Origin of the sequence: Streptomyces sp. NBC_01016, from assembly GCF_026341035.1 — a bacterium.
GTDB lineage: Bacteria > Actinomycetota > Actinomycetes > Streptomycetales > Streptomycetaceae > Streptomyces.
Window position 1 is genome coordinate 3,043,405 of record NZ_JAPEOQ010000002.1, and the last position, 16,961, is coordinate 3,060,365.

Here is a 16,961-nt window from a genome sequence, read left to right on the forward strand (position 1 = left end):
GGTCCCGTGCCGTCCCGGGGCAGGTTTCTCAGCTCTCCCGCGCCCTGGACGGCTCCTGTCCCGCCTTGTCGACGACCGCGAAGTCCAGGATGGCCTCGCTCGACATGAGCGTGCCCTTCTTCCCGTACTGGGTGTCCTTGACGAGGTAGCTGCGAGAGCCCAGGAACGTGAGGTCCTGGCGGTCGAAGACCCACTCGGTGCGGGTGTGGAACGTGGTGTCCTCGCGGGCGATGCCGACGCCGTGCCGGCCGATGGCGTCGTGGGCGGCGGGGGCCTTGGTGACGCCGGGGATCTTGGCGGCGGCCCGGTAGAGAGCGGCGGCGGCCTTCGGTGGAGTCACCCCGCCGAGAAGGCCTCCGATGCGTTCGAACACCGCCTGGTCGCGTTCCTGGTCGTCGGACTCGGGTGTCTTGGCGTACAGGAAGTGCAGCAGCTTGTCGGGGTCGGTGGGCAGGGACGCCAGCCAGTGGTAGGTGGGGCGGCCGAAGCCTTCCGGAGTGCCCTCGGTGTCGCCCAGTTGGGCATTGATGGGCAGGGTCTCGCCGTCCTCCTTGACGATCCCGAGCTTGCGCAGCGGCCCGGGGTCCTGGGCGACCCAGCTCTCGGACTCCTTCAGCGGCTCCATCACCGCCTTGCCACTGGTCAGGTCCGCACCCTGGTCCTTCTGTCGGGTGTAGGCGAACTGGTCGTCGCGGACGGTGAGTTCCTCGTTCTTCCCCGCGGCGTCGGAGATCTGGTCGAGGAGCGCGGCCGCGGGGCGTACGTCCCTGCTCGCCGTGGTGGTCGTCGCGGTGTCGTCGCCCGTGGTGAGGACGACGCTCGTGGTGAGGATGCCGGCGAGGGCGAGCGCCGTCACCGGTACCAGGATCGCCGGGCGCAGCAGGCGTCGGGCGGAGAAGGCCGGACGGGCAGGTCGCGCGGGGCTGTCGGTGCGGTCGCGGTCGATGTGCTGCATCAGCTGTTCCTTGTGGTGAAGGTGCTGCGTGTGGGGGAGGGGGCGACGGTCCGGGGCCGGCAGCAGCCGGGCGATCTCCGCGACGTCGGCGTCGGCGCGTGCGTCTGCGCGTGTGTCGGCGCGTGTGCCGACGTCTGTGCGTCGGTCCGCTCGTACGTCCTTGTTGGGGGTCATGCCGTCTCCTCCCGCACGGGCAGGGCCGCGAGTGCGGCTTCACCCTTCATCTCTCCGCGGTCCGCGCGCGGTTCCGGATTTTCCTGCGCCTCGTCCGTGAACCGGGCGAGCTTGGCGCGGGCCCGCGAAAGCCGGGAGCGCACGGTGCCGACGGGGATGTCGAGCGCCTCCGCGGCCTGCTTGTAGTCGAGGCCGGACCACACGCACAGCGTGAGCACTTCCCGCTCCGGGCGCCGGAGTCGGTCGAGTGCGACGTGTACGGCGGCCAGGCGCCGGGCATCGTCGACGCGCCCCGCGACCTCGGGAGCGAAGTCCTCGACCACGGGTGTCCGCCGCTGCCGGGCCAGGAACGCGACGCGGCGGCGCAGGCCCCGACGGGCGTTCTCCGCCTTGTGGGTGGCGATGCCCAGGAGCCAGGGGCGCAGTGATCCCCCCTCCTCGTGCAGCCGTTCCCGTACCCGCCAGGCGGTCAGGAACGTCTCCGACATGATGTCCTCGGCGCTCGTCCGGTCGCCGGTGAGCCACAGCGCGTGCTGGTGCACGGCGGCGGCCCACTGCTCGTACATCTCGGCGAACGCGTCGCGCTCACCGGCCCGTACGCGTCTGCGCAGATCGTTTTCTGAGTCCCTCACACCGACTGTCTCTCCGCGGTCCCGGTGGAGTTCCTGTGACCTGCGCCATGTCGACCTCCCCGTCCAGGGGGGGGCGAGGAACAAGGCTAGCCCTGCGGCGGAAGCCAGCCGGAGGCCGGTGACCCGGGAGCGGAGTTCACCAAGTGACGACTGTCATGTCACGAACGTGTCCTGAACACGATCATGAAGCAACTGGGGCAACCGCACCGCTGTCTGAGGGGATAGAAAGCAACACGGGGGAACACCCGCCCCGTTCAATCGCCCGTCGCTCTCCAGGAGCGACGGCCCCACGCGGAGGACACAAGAATGCGCACTCGGAAGATCTCGGCACTGACGCTGACCGCAGTGGCCCTCGGACTGTCGCTGACGGCCTGCAACGGCAGCAACGGCGCCGACAACTCCTCCTCCAGTGCGTCTTCCAGTGCGTCTTCCAGTGCGTCTTCCAGCGCGTCTTCCTCCGCGAGCAGTTCGGCGGAGACCGCGAGCACCCCGCAGCCCGATGCGACGCAGGGCCAGTCGTCGGGGGCTCCCGCCGCCAAGTCCGACGCGAAGTGCACGGACCAGATCAACTACGCGGGTGACCCGCGCTCCAACGCCGAGATCAACTCCATCGGCGCGGACACGGGTACGTGCCCCGAGCCCCAGAAGTCCGACAAGCCGTCGGGTACGCCGAAGGACCCCGACACGAAGTGCACGGACCAGATCAACTATGCCGGTGACTCGCGCCCCAACGCGGAGATCAACTCCATCGGCGAGGAGACGGGCTACTGCCCGCCGGTCAAGCAGAACTGAACGGCCTGAACGGACACGGTGAGCCGAGTGGCGGATAGGCGCCGTGGCGCCAACCCGCCACCGTAAAGCAAGTACCGCACGACGCACAGTAGTTGACACTCTTCCCAGCTCTCGGAGCGCACCCCCGCACCCGATGGTTCCAGGAGAAGAGGCAACTATGGCAAGAGGTACCGCGCGACGCGGCGCGGCCCTGCTGTCGGCCGGGTTGGCGTTCGCGCTGCTGCCCGCCGGCGGTGCGCACGCCGCGCCGGACCACGTGAGACCCCAGTCCACGAAGGCCGCCCGCGCCGCTCACACCGTGACGCTGGTGACCGGGGACAAGGTGACCGTGACGGACATCGGCGGCGGGCAGCGGACCGTCGATGTCAAGAGGCCCCAGGGAGCCACCGGCCTCGTCCGTACGCAGGTCACCGACGGCAAGGTACGTGTCGTGCCGGACGAGGCCGCCCCCTACCTCGCCTCGGGGAAGCTCGACACCCGGCTGTTCGACGTGAGCGGGCTCATCGAGCAGGGCCTCGCGGACACCAAGGCCGACGCCACCCCGCTGATCGTCACCTACGGAGGCAAGAGCGCGCGCAGCACCGCCGCCACGCCCAAGGGCGCCGACCGCACCCGCAAACTCGGCAGCATCGGCGGCGCGGCCCTCGACGCCGACAAGGGGCGCACCTTCTGGAACGACCTGACCAGCAAGGGAAGTTACACCGACGGCATCGGCAAGGTGTGGCTCGACGGCCGCGTCGAGGGCGACATGGAGGAGTCCAACGCCCAGATCGGCACCCCGAAGGCGTGGGAGGCGGGGCTCACCGGCAAGGGTGTGAAGGTGGCCGTCCTGGACACCGGGTACGACACCACGCACCCCGACCTCGCCTCCCGCGTGAGCGAGTCGAAGTCCTTCATCGAGGGGCAGGAGGTCGCCGACCGGGCGGGGCATGGCACGCACGTCACGTCGACCGTCGGTGGATCCGGCGCCGCGTCCGACGGCAAGGAGAAGGGCGTCGCGCCCGATGCCACGCTCGCCGTCGGCAAGGTGCTCAGCGACGAGGGCTACGGCACCGAGTCCGAGATCATCGCCGGTATGGAGTGGGCCGCCAAGGACATCAAGGCCAAGGTCGTCTCCATGAGCCTCGGCTCCGACACCGGCAGCGACGGCACCGACCCGATGGCCCAGGCCGTCAACTCCCTCACCGCCGACACCGGCACGCTCTTCGTCATCGCCGCGGGCAACGCCTACAGCCCCGGCACCATCGGCTCGCCCGGCGCCGCCGACTCTGCGCTCACCGTCGGCGCGGTCGACTCGGACGACGAGCGGGCCGCGTTCTCCAGCCAGGGCCCGCGCCTCGGCGACGACGCCCTCAAGCCCGACCTCTCGGCCCCCGGCGTGGACATCCTCGCGGCCCGCTCCTCGCTGGTGGACGGCTCCGGCAGCTACACCACCATGAGCGGTACGTCGATGGCGACACCGCACGTCGCCGGTGTCGCCGCCCTCCTCGCGCAGGCCCACCCCGACTGGACGGCCGCGCAGCTCAAGAACGCGCTGATGTCGTCGTCGAAGCAGCTCTCCGACTCCGCGTACGCCATCGGCTCCGGCCGGGTCTCCGTCCCCGACGCGATCGCCGCGAAGGTCACCGCGACGGGCAGCGCCGACCTCGGCTCCTACCGCTGGCCGTACGACAGCAACAAGCCGGTCACCAAGACCCTCACGTACTCCAACTCCTCAGACGGTGCTGTGGAGTTGGAGCTCGCGGTGCAAGGGGCTCCCGACGGCGTTGCGACGCTCGCCGACTCAAAGCTGACCGTGCCCGCGCGTGGCACCGCCTCCACCACCGTCACCGGCGACGGCTCGAAGGCCGCCGTCGGCACCAACAGCGGTCGGATCGTGGCTAGTTCGGGTGGCGTGGCCGTCGCGCACACCGCATTCGGGCTGGTCAAGGAAGAGGAGCGGTACACGCTCACCGTCCACGTGAAGGACCGGGACGGCAAGCCGGCCGCGGCCGACCTCATGTACCAGCGGCTCGCCAAGGGCACACTGCCGCAACCGGCCACGGTCGACGAGTCCGGCACGGTCAAGCTGCGGCTCCAGCCGGGGACGTACTACCTGGACTCGTTCCTTGACGTCCGCGGAGCCCACGGCAAGGACTCCCTCGGCGCGGCCTATCTGTCCGACCCCGAGGTGAAGGTCGACGGGGACCGCGAGATCACGCTCGACGGCACCAAGCTGCGTGAGGTCGACACACGTGTCTCGAAGGACACCGACCCGCACCAGACACTCGTGCAGTACGACCGCAAGGCGGGCGGCACCGACGTGTTCGGCATGGTGCTGCTGCCCATCAAGTACGACACGCTGTACGCACTGCCCACCCGCCCTGTGAGCGACGGCAGTTACGCGTACCGCACCACCTGGCGCGAGGCCCAGCCGCGCGTCACCGTTGACGGCGTCGACGAGGTGTGGGAGCAGCCCGGCTCCACGCTCGTCGAGGGTGACAGCAGGCTCGCGCTGGTGAACGCGGGTGCCGGTGCCCCCGCGGACTACACGGGCAAGAACGTGACCGGCAAGGGCGTCCTCGTGCACATCGACGGCACCCGCACCCCGGCGCAGATCGCGCAGGCCGCCCAGGACGCGGGCGCCAAGGCGCTGTTCCTCACGGACGACAACCCCGGCCGGCTGAACACCCTCTTCTACAACGACGACAACACGGACCGGCCGCTGCAGATCGCGAGTGTCACCAACGCCGACTTCGCGCGGCTGCTCACCAAGCAGAAGCACGGTGAGCGCATCAGGATGACGGGCATCGCCAACCCCACGTACTCCTATGACCTGTCGAAGGGCTACAAGGGCGCGATCCCGGACCGGAGCCTGCTCTTCGCGCCGGATTCCAAGGACCTCGCCACCGTCGACACCACCTTCTACGGTGCGAAGAAGACCGCGGGCAGCGAGTTCCGCCACTCGGTCGACCCGTCCTTCGCGGTCGCGGGCGGGTTCCAGGAGCGGTACGACTTCCCGGGGCACCGCACCGACTACGTGTCGGTCGAGCCGGGCCAGAAGTGGCACGAGTCCGTGAACCTCGGTCCCCTGGAGGAGCGCAGCGGCCTGGTGTCCTACCGGCCGGGCAGGCACACCGAGTTGAACTGGTTCAAGCCCGTCTGGCACCCCTACGGTGGCAGCGGTCTCGGTTGGGGCCAGCAGCGGAACGGTGACATGCTGCGCTTCAATATCCCCGGCTGGGGCGACTCGGGCCCTGACCACACCGGCTTCGGCGACCCGTACAGCCCGGAAGCCGGCATGACGCAGTCCACCGAGGCCTTCGTGAACGGTGAGAGCGCGGGCCGACGCACGGGCAGCACCGCCCAGTTCAGTGTCACCGACGGTTCCGAGCAGCCGTTCAAGCTGGTCACCGACACGGAACTCGACCCGGCCGTGTGGGGCATCCGCAGCACCTCGCACAGCGAGTGGACGTTCCGCTCGGGCACCACGCCGGACGACGCGTACACGTTCCTGCCGCTGATCAACCTCAACTACGACATCGACACGGACCTTGCCGGAAAGGTCCGTTCGGGCAAGCGCCTGCCCATCGGCCTGTCCGCCGAATACGTCAAGGACGCGGCCGGCACGGGCACCATCGGCGGCGGCACCCTGAAGGTGTCGTACGACGACGGCAAGACGTGGAAGTCCGTTTCACTCACCGGCAGCGGCGCTTCCTGGAAGGGCACGCTGAACGTGCCGCGCGACGCCACCTCACTGTCGCTGCGGGCGACGGCGAAGGACGACAAGGGCGGCTCGGTGTCGCAGGAGCTCGTCCGGGCGGCGGCCGTGAAGTAGCCGTCCAGGACGATTGGAAGAAGGCCGGGGCCCGGCGCGGAGTAATGCCGCGCCGGGCCCCGCTCGATCCCGACGGCGCGTCAAAGTGCGCTGCCCCGGCGGCCGTTGGACCTCTTGCGCAGGCACACCATGCGGCCGCCCCCGAACAGCAGGGCCACGACGGCGGCGACACCGATCACGACGCCGGTGACCCGCATCCCGCTGAGGCCGTCGGCCTCATCGACGATCGCCGCGCCCGCCTTCGCCGGCCGTGCCACCACGCCACTGTTCCTGCCCTCGCTCCCGTACAGCAGTGTCCTGCCGTCCGTCGTGAACGTGATCGCCTCGCCCTGTTTCTGCTTCGGCACGTCCAGGGACCGCGGGTGGGACGGCTTCCCGTTCTTCCAGGTGTACATGATGCCGTCGTCGCCGCGGACGGCCAGCCGGGTGCCGTCGGGGGAGAAGGCCGCGTCCGTCACCCACAGGTCGATGTCGGCGACCTTGCCGAGGGTGTTGTCGCCGTCGGGGCTCGGCTCTTCGGGCGCCTCGTACAGCGCGCCGCCGTCCTTGTCCTTCGTGATCACGTAGATGCGCCCGGTCCCCGGGTGCACGGCGAGTGACTCGGCGTTGTGCGCCCCGTCCTCGTACGCCACGTGGTACTCGGTGGCCGCCACCGTCCGGTCGGAGAGGTCCGACGGCTCCTTGAGGCGGTAGATCCAGACGTGGTCCTCGTCCTCGTCGTTGTCGCCGGTGGCGCCGACGTAGAGGTGGCCGTCCGCGCCGACCGAGACGGCCTCGACGTCGTGCGGCTTGCCGACGCCGGTGTACGTGATCCTGGCGACCGTCTCGCCGGTCCTGCCGTCGACCGCGTACAGGTACGTGCCGTCGTCGCCGTCGTTGTGCGTCCAGTAGATGCCCGGGTGTGCCCGGGAGGCCGCGAGGCCGCTCGACTCGGTGATCCGCGGGTCCTTGATGGTGAATCCGTCGTCACCCGGGACCGAGGCGGACGCCGCGCCCGCGCCCACACCTGCCCCTGCTCCCGCTCCTGCAAGGAGCAGGACGGAGACCGGCAGCGCCGTTGCGTAACCCAAGATCCTGCGCATGGCGCCAGCCTGTCACGGCTTCCGGGCGGTCTCCCGTTCATGTTGCCGTAGCCCGGAAGACTCCTGAAATACACCCGAGATTCTCATGGGCCCCTCATGTGCCGTTGGTTGCGTGTGCCTGGCCGGTCGGTCCGCAACGTATGAGCAAGGAGGCGCATGGTGTTCCTGTCGAAGGCAGCCGGCGAGCAGGAGAGCGAGGAGCCACTGCATGTGGCCAGTCGGCTGCACGCGTTCAACCGGTTCGAGCTGAAGTACCTGGTCCCCGTCGACCAAGCGGCCGAGATCCGCGACGAGTTGGCCGAGCGGATGGACACCGATCCGCACAGCCCGGTCGGCGGGTACGGGGTCTGGAGCCTGTACTACGACAGCCCTCAACTCCGGTTCTACTGGGAGAAGATCGAGGGACTCAAGTTCCGGCGCAAGCTGCGCATCCGGCACTACGGGAACCTCGACGGTGTCACCGACGACTCGATGGTCTGCGTGGAGATCAAGCAGCGCGTCAACCGGGTCACGCAGAAGCGGCGCATCATGCTCCCCTACGGCGTGGCACGGCAGTTGTGCGACGACCGTGAGATGCCGGAGCACTCGCCGAAGGAGAGCGCCTTCATCCAGGAGGTCCTCGCCCTCGTCGTCGAGGCGAACCTGCGGCCCACCGCCATCACCGGCTACCAGCGCGAGGCGCTGGTCGGGCGGGAGGCGGACACCGGCCTCCGTGTCACCTTCGACCGGCGCATCCGCGGCCGGGACCGGGACTTCCACTTCGGCACCCCCACGCCCGAGAACCGGTTCACGATCCCGCCGCACCTGTCGGTCATGGAGATCAAGGTGAACGAGCGCACACCGACCTGGATCACCGACCTGGCCGCGCGGCGCAACCTCAACCTCGTACGGATCTCCAAGTACGTGCAGTCCATCGAGGCGTTCGGGCTCGCCCCGCGCTCGGTCTTCCACGTCAACGAGGCGGACTGCCCGCCTCCAACCCCCTCTGAAGAACTGCCGCTCGAGCAGCGGCCGGCGCAGCACGATGCGTCGTTGAAGGTAGGAGCACAGTGAATTTCGATCTGCAGGAACTCAGCGGCACGTTCAGCGTGGCCGATGTCGTGGCGGCGATGGCGCTGTCGTTCATCCTGTCCACGGTGATCGGCTACACGTACCGGTACACGCACCGGAACGTGTCCTACAGCCAGTCGTACGTGCAGACGCTGGTCATCGTCGGCATGATCGTCGCGCTCATCATGCTGGTCGTCGGCTCGAACCTGGCGCGGGCCTTCTCGCTGGTCGGCGCCCTGTCCGTGGTCCGCTTCCGCAACGCGGTCAAGGAGACCAGGGACGTCGGCTTCATCTTCCTGGCCATGGCCATCGGCATGGCCTGCGGTGCCCGCTTCTACACGCTGGCCGCGGTCGGCGCCGTCGTGATCTGCGCCGTCATCCTCGTGATGCACAAGTTCAACTGGTTCGCCCTCAACGTGCAGCGCCAGGTCGTCAAGGTTCAGGTCCCGGCCGGCGAGGACTACACCCCGCAGCTGCGTGACGTGCTCATCAAGTACACCAGCGAGTTCGAACTGGTCAGCACCGAGACCATCCGCGGCGGCGCGCTGAACGAGATCTTCTACACCGTGCGCCTGAAGAAGGGCGCCGAGCCCAGCGACCTGGTCGGCGCGCTGCAGGAACGCACCTCCGGCCAGCGGGTCACCGTGCTGACCGGTTACGACACGACGGACCTGTGATGCCCTCCGCCAAGGCGGGGCGGCGGCTGCGGGACCGGCTGCCCGTGCGCCTGCGCCACCACTGGAAGCCGGCCACGGCGCTGGGTGTCGGGCTCGCCGCGATGGTCTGTTTCCTGGGTGACGCGCGGATCTCCCCGTACGTGACCTCGTCCTCGCGCGTCGAGGCGGACGCCATCACCGACAACGTCCAGGGGACGGTGGACCTGTACGACACCTCGGTGTCGCACTCGATCCAACTCGCGTACCAGCAGACCGACTTCGACAAGATGATGAAGGAGTTCAAGGACGACGGCACCAAGGACTACATCGAGGCCGACCTCACGATCGACGGTGTCTACCTCAACGATGTCGGGATCCGTCTGAAGGGGAACTCCACCCTGTCGTCCCTGCGCGGCGCCAAGGGCATGCCCGGTGGCGGCCGGAACATGCCCCAGGGCGGGCAGGCAGCTCCGGCCGGCGGCCAAGGTCAGAAGGCCGGAGGCAAGGGCGGAATGGGCGGCATGATGCAGTTCAATCTGTCCGCCAAGAAGCCCGAGGAACTGCCCTGGCTCGTCAAGGTCGACGAGTACGTCGAGGGCCGCGCCTACCAGGGCGAGCGGGAGATTTCGCTGCGCCCCGGCAGCAACGGCCAGGTCCCGGCCAACGAGGCACTGTCGCTGTCCCTGACCGACGAGAGCGGGCAGAAGGCCGAGCGGTACGCCTTCACCAAGCTGAAGGTGAACAACCGGCCAACCGCCGCCCGCCTCATGGTCGAGGCCCCCGACACCGACTACGCCGACGACGTGTCCGGCGGCAACGCCGTGCTCTACAAGGCCCGGGCGAGCGGCAGCTTCGAGTACAAGGGCGACGACCCCAGCGACTACGAGACGTCCTTCAAGCAGCTCAACAAGAAGGGCAGCCAGGACCTCGAACCGGTCATGAAGCTGATCAAGTGGGCCGGCAAGGCCTCGGACAAGGAGTTCGCGCGCGACCTCGACACTTACGTCGACGTCGACTCGTTCGCCAAGTACGTCTCCTCGCAGAACCTGCTGCTGAACTTCGACGACATGGCGGGCCCGGGCAAGAACTACCTGCTCTCGTACGACCTGGACACCAAGAAGTTCTCCGTCCTGGGCTGGGACTACAACCTCACCTTCAGCGGCGACGCCACCACCGGTCCCGACGACTCGGTCGGCATGGGCGGCGGCATGCCTGGGGGTGCGCCCGGCGGCGCAGCGCAAGGAAAGCAAGGTGTCGGGGGCGCGGACGCGGACGCCAAGGGTGGAATGGGTGGCATGGGCGGGCGCATGCAGCACGTCCTGAAGTCCAAGTTCCTCGACTCCGACGCGTTCGACGGTGTCTACCAGAAGACGTATAGCGAGCTGTACCAGAAGTTCTACGGCTCGGGTACGGCGACGAAGACCCTCCAGGAGATCGCGGGCCAGGCCCGCAAGGCGGGCGCCGACTCCAAGGAGTTCGACACCGCCGTCACCAAGCTCCAGAAGACCGTCACCGACCGGCGCGCGGCGCTGGCCAAGGACAAGAAGGTGACCGGCTGATCGGCTGAGAAGGTCTCCGGCATCCCGGGCCGTCGCTGCGCGGAGCAAGCGGCCCGGGGTGCCGGAGATGGTCGGCCACGTCCCTATTTGTGCTCGTCACGCACAGGAACCCTGCCTAGCATCGCGCCGCACGACCAGGACCCGCCCCGGCGGCTCCGCCTGTCCGTATCCCGAGGTGTCGGAGCATGAACATCCAGCAGCAGCCACCCGCGCGCACATCCAGCGCCGCACACACCGTCCTGGTCGTGGAGGACGACGCCAGCATCCGTACCCTGCTCACCTCCGCGCTCAGCGCGGCCGGCTACGCCGTGGCGAGCGCGGCCGGCGGGCAGGAGGCCATGTTCGAGGCGGGCAGCCGCCGGCCCGATCTGATCGTCCTCGACGTGATGCTGCCCGACACCGACGGCTTCGAGGTCACCCGAGCCCTGCGCGCCCAGGGCGTCTACACACCCGTGCTGTTCCTCACCGCACGGACCGGGGTCGAGGACCGCATCATCGGCCTGAGCTCGGGCGGCGACGACTATGTCACCAAGCCGTTCCACGTCCAGGAGGTGCTGCTGCGCATCCGCGCCATCCTGCGCCGCACAGGTATCTCCGCCTCCGCCACCGGTGCCCGGCCACCCTTGCGGTACGCCGACCTCACCCTGGACGAGGACACCCACGAAGTGCGTCGCGCGGGCCGCCTGCTGAAACTGTCACCCACCGAATTCCGGCTCCTGGCCTGCCTGTTGTCCCATCCCGAACGCGTCATGGAGAAGGCCGAGATCCTCCAGCAGGTGTGGCGCTACGACTTCTCCGGTGACACCCGGATCGTCGACACCTACGTCAAGAACCTGCGCCGCAAGATCGACCAGGACGGTCCCGCGCTGGTGCACACCGTGCGCGGCGTCGGCTACTGCCTGCGGCTGCCGCGTGGCGAGTCCGACACGGTGACACGGTGACGCGCCCGCGCCTACGACGCCTGCGTAAACGGCTGCGGCTACGGCTCCGATTGCCGCGTTCCCTGCGCAGCCGCCTCGTGCTGATCGCGGGCCTGCTGGCCACCAGCGCCGTCCTGTTGTGCCAGCTGGCCGCCCTGACCGTGCTGCGCGGCTGGCTCACCGACCAGGTGGACAACCAGCTCTTCCACTTCCGTCCCCCGGGCCGGGTCTACGAAGACATCAAGACCGACGGCACACTGCGAGGACCGCCGAGGTCCGACAACACGCTGCCCTCCGACTACCGCGTCCACTTCTACGACGAGAACGGCCGGCTGCTCGGCGACTCCCTGGGCAGCAGCGACGCGCCGGGCCCACAACTCCCGCAGCGCGCCGCCGACTTGCACCTGGCCGCGCGGCAGCCGAGCACGGTCCCGGCCGAGGGCGGCGCGGGGTCCGACTGGCGGGCGATCTCCTACTCCGGGCCCGACCACATGCGCGCCGTCGTCACCCTGCCCCTGGACACCGTGGACGGCGCCACCACCAAACTCCTGTGGGTCAGCCTCGGCCTCGGTGTCGCCGTCGCGGTCGGGGTGGTCGTCCTCGGCAACGGCGCCGTCCGCCTGGGACTTCGCCCGCTCACCCGCGTCGAGCACACCGCCCAGCACATCACCGAGGGTGCCCTCGAACTCAACGTCCCCGGTACGGACCCGGACACCGAGGTCGGTCGCCTTGGCCTGGCCCTCAACACCATGCTCGACCGACTGCGCACGGCGCTGCACCGCACGGAGGCCTCGGAACAGCAGCTACGCCGCTTCCTCGCGGACGCGGGGCACGAACTGCGCACCCCGCTCACGGCCGTCCAGGGATTCGCCGAACTCCTCCTCGACGCACCCGACATGGCGGACCGGCGCCGTCACGAGGCACACACCCTGATCGCCCACAACGCCGACCGGATGAGCCGCCTCGTCGACGACCTGTTCCTCCTCGCCAAGCTCGGTGAGGGCGGAGGCGACACCCACCCGCCCACTACGCACCGCGAACCCGTCGACCTCCTCTCCCTGGCGGCCGACGCCATCGCCACCACCGCGATCCGCCACCCCCGCCGCGCCATCACCCTGGAACCCCTCGGCGGCCGCACAGGCGACTTCGGTGTCGGCTCCGCCCCTGACCCCAACCCCGACCCCGACGGCCCCGATCCCGAACACGACCTCGACATCGTCGAGGCCCCCGGTGACCCCCACCAACTCGCCCAGGTCCTGGGCAACCTGCTATCCAACGCCTGCGTACACACCCCCGCCGACACCGGCATCCGCGTCCGCGTGGGCGCCGCCCGCACCCCGGCCGAGCAGGGGCCGGGCAGCGGGGTGACACTGCCACCCGGCACACCCGTGTCTGTCGTCGAGGTCGCGGACAGCGGCCCGGGCATCGAACCCGCAGAGGCGCCCCACGTCTTCGACCGCTTCTACCGGGCCACCCCGCCCGTGTCGTGCGACGAACCGGCGGAACCGACGGAACCGGACCCCGAGGCCGCACCCGAACCGGGCTCCGGCCTCGGCCTGGCCATTGCCTCCGCCATCGCTGCCGCGCACGGCGGACGTCTCGAACTGGACAACCACCCAGGTACCGGCTGCACCTTCCGGCTGCTCCTACCGAACTTGGCCACCGCACCCAACTCGGCCACCACGCCGAAGGTCGACCAAGGTTGACCACCGCGCCGAAGAACGACACGTTCCTGCACCGTGAGAATCCGCCATTGCCAAGATCCGTTCACCGGGCAAGCATTCCCCGCGCGCCCGCCCGTTGACCTGAGGACCAGGCCTTCCGGACGGGGCCCTGCCCATGGCCCGTCCGCCCGGAGGGAGCACGTTTCGTGTCACGCCGCTGGATCCTCTATCTGCTCAGCGCCGTCCCGGTCGCCGGGTCGTTGATCGTCGTCAATACCGAGCGGCCCTACGTCCTGGGCCTGCCGATGGTGGTGTTCTGGGCCGCCCTGTGGGTGGTGCTCACCACCGTCGTCATGACGGTCGTCTACTTCCTCGACCCCGCGAACCGCGAACCCGACGGACCTGATGAACCCGATGAACCGTCCGACGAGCGCGGCGAGTTCGCCGGTGAGGCAGCCTCCGAAGGAGTCGCCCGATGAATACCGCCCTCGCCATCCTCGGCAGCGCATTCGTCCTCGTACTCGTCCTCGGGCTGCTCGCCCGGCGCGGTCGCACCATGGACCTCGAACAGTGGTCCGTCGGCGGGCGCGGCCTCGGCAGTCTGCTCGTGTTCCTCCTCGCCGCCGGCGAGAACTTCACCACGTACACCTTCCTCGGTGGCAGTGGCGGCGCCTACTCGATGGGCGGGCCGATGATCTACATGTTCTCGTCGATCTGCTACGTCGTCTTCTACTGGCTGGCCCCGCCGATCTGGGCGTACGCCCGCCGCCACAAGCTGCTCACCGCCCCGGACCTGTACGCGCACAAGTACCGCTCGAAGGGGTTCGGTGTGCTCACCGCCGTCGTCGGCGTGGTATCCCTCGTGCCGTATCTGGTGCTGCAGCTCAAGGGGCTCGGCATCATCGTCCACGAGTGCTCGTACGGGCGGATCTCGCAGGGCGCCGCCGTGTGGATCGGGGTCGCCGTCATCGCCGTGTACGTCACGGTGTCCGGGCTGCGCGGCACCGCTTGGAACGCCATCATCAAGGACACGTTGATGCTCGTCCTCGTCGTGGGGCTCGGTCTTTATCTGCCGATCCACTACTACGGCGGGCTCGGCGACATGTTCCACGCGCTGTCCGCCGCCCACCCGCACTTCCTGACACTCCCCGACCACGGGTACAGCGTGTGGTGGTACATCTCCACCAGCCTGCTGTTCGCCCTCGGCATCTGTACGTGGCCGCACATGATGCCCGGCATCCTGGCGGCCCGTAGTGCCAAGGCGCTGCGCCGCAATGCCGTGATCACACCCGCGTACCAGATCGTCCTGGTCATGGTCCTCGTCATCGGGTTCACCGCCGTGCTCAAGGTGCCGGGTCTCAAGGACGGGGACCTCGCGCTGCTGTCACTCGCCAAGGACGCGCTGCCGCCGTGGCTGGTCGGCCTCGTCGGGGTCGCGGGCATGCTCGCCGCGCTCGTCCCGGGTGCCATGCTGCTGCAGTCCGCCGCGATGCTGGTCGCGAAGAACATCTACCAGACGGCCCGCCCCGCCACGAGCGAGCGGACCGTCGGACGGCTCAGCCGCCTGCTGGTACCGGTGCTCGCGCTCGTCGCCGCCGTGCTCACCTTCCGCGGCGGCGAGGCCATCGCGATGCTGCTGATCATGGCGTACGGGTTCGTGGTCCAGCTCTTCCCGGTACTCGTCGCGTCGATGTGGCGGCGCAATCCGGTCACCACCGCCGGTGCCTGGGCCGGTGTGTGCACCGGTGTCGCCATCGTCAGCTGGACCACGCTCACCGATGCCACCAGTGCGAGCCTGCTGCCATGGGCGCCGCGGCCGGTGCAGGACCTCGACGTAGGTGTCGTCGCCATGGTCGCCAACATTCTCGTACTCGCCGTCGTCAGCGCGGCCACCCGGCACCGCGCCGGACACCCGGACGACACCCGCCCCGCCACCGCCGCTGCCACCGTCCCGGAAGGAGCCACCCTGTGACCACCACGGACACCACGGCCACCGCACCCCTCGTCCTCGGCGACCGGCCGCTCACCCTCGACGGCCTCGTCGCCGTCGCCCGCCACCACCGCCCCGTAGCGCTCGGCGCGGCGGCCGAGAAGGCCATGGCGCCGAGCGCCGCATGGATCTCCCGGCTCACCGACGACATGGCCGAGGGCGCGGCCGCACGCCCCGTCTACAGCGTCAACACCGGATTCGGTTCGCTCGCCGGACGGCAGGCCTTCGAGACCGCGGAGGACGCCGTCGAACTGTCCCGTCGGCTCATCGTCTCCAACGCCTGTGGCGTCGGCCGGTATTGCGGCGAGGACGTCGTGCGCGCCACCATGCTGATCCGCGCCTCCAGCCTGGCGCGCGGCTACTCAGGCGTGCGCCCCGATGTCGTGCACACGCTGCTCGCCATGCTCAACTCCGGTGTCCATCCGGCGATCCCCGAGTACGGATCGCTCGGCGCCAGCGGCGACCTCATCCCGCTCGCCCACCTCGCCCTCGTCCTCAGCCGCCCCGCCGGTGACACCGACCCGGAAGAGGACAGCGGACTCGCCCACTACGAGGGCGAGTTGGTGAGCGGTCGCGCGGCCATGGCCGCCGCGGGTATCGACCGGCTCGCCCTCGGCGCCAAGGAGGGCCTCGCCCTCACCAACGGCACCTCGTACTCCACCGCGCTGTGCGCCCTCGCCCTGGCCGACGCGGAGAACCTCCTCGCCACCGCCGAGGTGACCGCCGCGATGAGCATCGAGGCGCTGCTCGGCTTCGGCGACGCCTTCCTGCCGCAGCTGCACGAGGCCCGCGGACACCCCGGGCAGATCGCGACGGCGGCCCGGCTGCGCGAACTCCTCGACGGCAGCGCCTTCGTCGACGGCGCCGCCGACACCGATCCCGTACGTCAGCCGCCCCAGGACGCGTACTCGCTGCGGTGTGTGCCGCAGGTGCTCGGGCCGGTGCGGGACACCCTTGGGTTCGTCCACGGCATCGTCGAGACGGAACTCAACGCCGCCACCGACAACCCGCTCGTCGTGCCCGGTCTGCCGCGCGACCTCAAGGCCGTCTCCGGCGGCAACTTCCATGCCCAGTACCTGGCGTTCGCCTCCGACTTTCTCTCCATCGCGGTCACCGAGATCGGGTCGATCGCCGAGCGCCGCCTGTTCCGGCTCAACGACGGCACACTCAACCGCGGGCTGCCCGACATGCTCGTCGACGGCGAGAAGGTCGGCATGGACTGCGGCTACATGCTGCCGCAGTATCTGGCCGCCGCCCTGGTGTCGGACTGCAAGACACTCGCGCACCCGGACAGCGTCGACTCCATCCCCACCTGTTCCAACCAGGAGGACCATGTCTCGATGGCGTCCAACGCGGGGCGTCACGCCCGCCAGGTCGTCGCCAATATCGAGGCGGTCGTCGCCACAGAGCTGTTGATGGCCGGCCAGGCGATGGAGTTGCGGCTCGCCGAGCAGGGGAGGGGCCCGGAGGCCCTCGCCCCGGCCACCCGCGCCGCCCTCGACCGGCTCCGCGCCACACCGGCCACCGACGGACGGCCGATCGACCACCTGACCCGTGATGTCGTGATGTACCCGAGGGTGCACGCGGCGCTTGACCTCGTCAGGTCCGGGGCGGTCGTGGACGCGGTGACCCAAGTAGGGTGATCTGTACGGGGATTGCCCGGACGGTAC

Annotated in this window: 13 protein-coding genes; 10 read left to right on the forward strand and 3 right to left on the reverse strand. The window is 69.5% G+C overall.

What is annotated here, in order from left to right; genetic code table 11:
• Nucleotides 1-28: 28 nt before the first annotated feature.
• Nucleotides 29-1,129 (reverse strand): CU044_5270 family protein, encoded by a 1,101-nt coding sequence (locus tag OG746_RS40625; protein WP_266723890.1) that lies wholly within the window; start codon nucleotides 1,127-1,129, stop codon nucleotides 29-31.
• The gene (locus tag OG746_RS40630) at nucleotides 1,126-1,761 is read right to left on the reverse strand and encodes an RNA polymerase sigma factor (protein ID WP_266723892.1); all 636 of its coding nucleotides are present in this window, start codon (nucleotides 1,759-1,761) and stop codon (nucleotides 1,126-1,128) included. Before OG746_RS40630 ends, OG746_RS40625 begins: the two co-directional genes overlap by 4 nt.
• A 306-nt stretch (nucleotides 1,762-2,067) precedes the next feature.
• Here OG746_RS40630 and OG746_RS40635 point away from each other — a divergent pair, with 306 nt between their 5' ends.
• Nucleotides 2,068-2,553, forward strand: a complete 486-nt coding sequence (locus OG746_RS40635) for a hypothetical protein (RefSeq protein WP_266723894.1) — start codon at nucleotides 2,068-2,070, stop codon at nucleotides 2,551-2,553.
• Nucleotides 2,554-2,710: 157 nt separating this feature from the next.
• Entirely contained in the window at nucleotides 2,711-6,370 is a 3,660-nt protein-coding gene (locus OG746_RS40640; protein WP_266723896.1) for a S8 family serine peptidase, read from the forward strand.
• Between the two features lie 80 nt (nucleotides 6,371-6,450).
• On the opposite strand, the gene OG746_RS40645 is transcribed toward OG746_RS40640, so the two are convergent.
• Nucleotides 6,451-7,452, reverse strand: coding sequence for a YjiK family protein (locus tag OG746_RS40645; protein ID WP_266723898.1), 1,002 nt, complete (start codon nucleotides 7,450-7,452; stop codon nucleotides 6,451-6,453).
• Between the two features lie 156 nt (nucleotides 7,453-7,608).
• On the opposite strand from OG746_RS40645, the gene OG746_RS40650 reads away from it, so the two are divergent.
• The 8 genes from OG746_RS40650 (at nucleotide 7,609) to OG746_RS40685 (ending at nucleotide 16,934) form a co-directional block, all read left to right on the forward strand.
• Complete coding sequence (locus OG746_RS40650; protein WP_266723900.1) at nucleotides 7,609-8,505, forward strand: polyphosphate polymerase domain-containing protein; 897 nt, start codon at nucleotides 7,609-7,611, stop codon at nucleotides 8,503-8,505.
• Nucleotides 8,502-9,179 (forward strand): DUF4956 domain-containing protein, encoded by a 678-nt coding sequence (locus OG746_RS40655; protein ID WP_266723901.1) that lies wholly within the window; start codon nucleotides 8,502-8,504, stop codon nucleotides 9,177-9,179. The genes OG746_RS40650 and OG746_RS40655 overlap by 4 nt, the downstream gene beginning before the upstream one ends.
• The gene (locus OG746_RS40660) at nucleotides 9,179-10,717 is read left to right on the forward strand and encodes a CotH kinase family protein (protein WP_266723902.1); all 1,539 of its coding nucleotides are present in this window, start codon (nucleotides 9,179-9,181) and stop codon (nucleotides 10,715-10,717) included. The genes OG746_RS40655 and OG746_RS40660 overlap by 1 nt, the downstream gene beginning before the upstream one ends.
• Before the next feature lie 185 nt (nucleotides 10,718-10,902).
• On the forward strand, nucleotides 10,903-11,658 hold the full coding sequence (locus OG746_RS40665) for a response regulator transcription factor (protein ID WP_266723903.1): 756 nt from the start codon (nucleotides 10,903-10,905) through the stop codon (nucleotides 11,656-11,658).
• Nucleotides 11,655-13,343, forward strand: coding sequence for a sensor histidine kinase (locus tag OG746_RS40670; RefSeq protein ID WP_266723904.1), 1,689 nt, complete (start codon nucleotides 11,655-11,657; stop codon nucleotides 13,341-13,343). The genes OG746_RS40665 and OG746_RS40670 overlap by 4 nt, the downstream gene beginning before the upstream one ends.
• Nucleotides 13,344-13,507: 164 nt before the next feature.
• Nucleotides 13,508-13,780 carry a DUF3311 domain-containing protein gene (locus OG746_RS40675; RefSeq protein ID WP_266723906.1) on the forward strand — a complete coding sequence of 91 codons (273 nt, stop codon included), beginning with the start codon at nucleotides 13,508-13,510 and terminating at the stop codon, nucleotides 13,778-13,780.
• Entirely contained in the window at nucleotides 13,777-15,273 is a 1,497-nt protein-coding gene (locus OG746_RS40680) for a sodium:solute symporter family protein (protein WP_266723908.1), read from the forward strand. Before OG746_RS40675 ends, OG746_RS40680 begins: the two co-directional genes overlap by 4 nt.
• Nucleotides 15,270-16,934 carry an HAL/PAL/TAL family ammonia-lyase gene (locus OG746_RS40685; protein ID WP_266723910.1) on the forward strand — a complete coding sequence of 555 codons (1,665 nt, stop codon included), beginning with the start codon at nucleotides 15,270-15,272 and terminating at the stop codon, nucleotides 16,932-16,934. The genes OG746_RS40680 and OG746_RS40685 overlap by 4 nt, the downstream gene beginning before the upstream one ends.
• The last annotated feature ends 27 nt before the right edge of the window (nucleotides 16,935-16,961 follow it).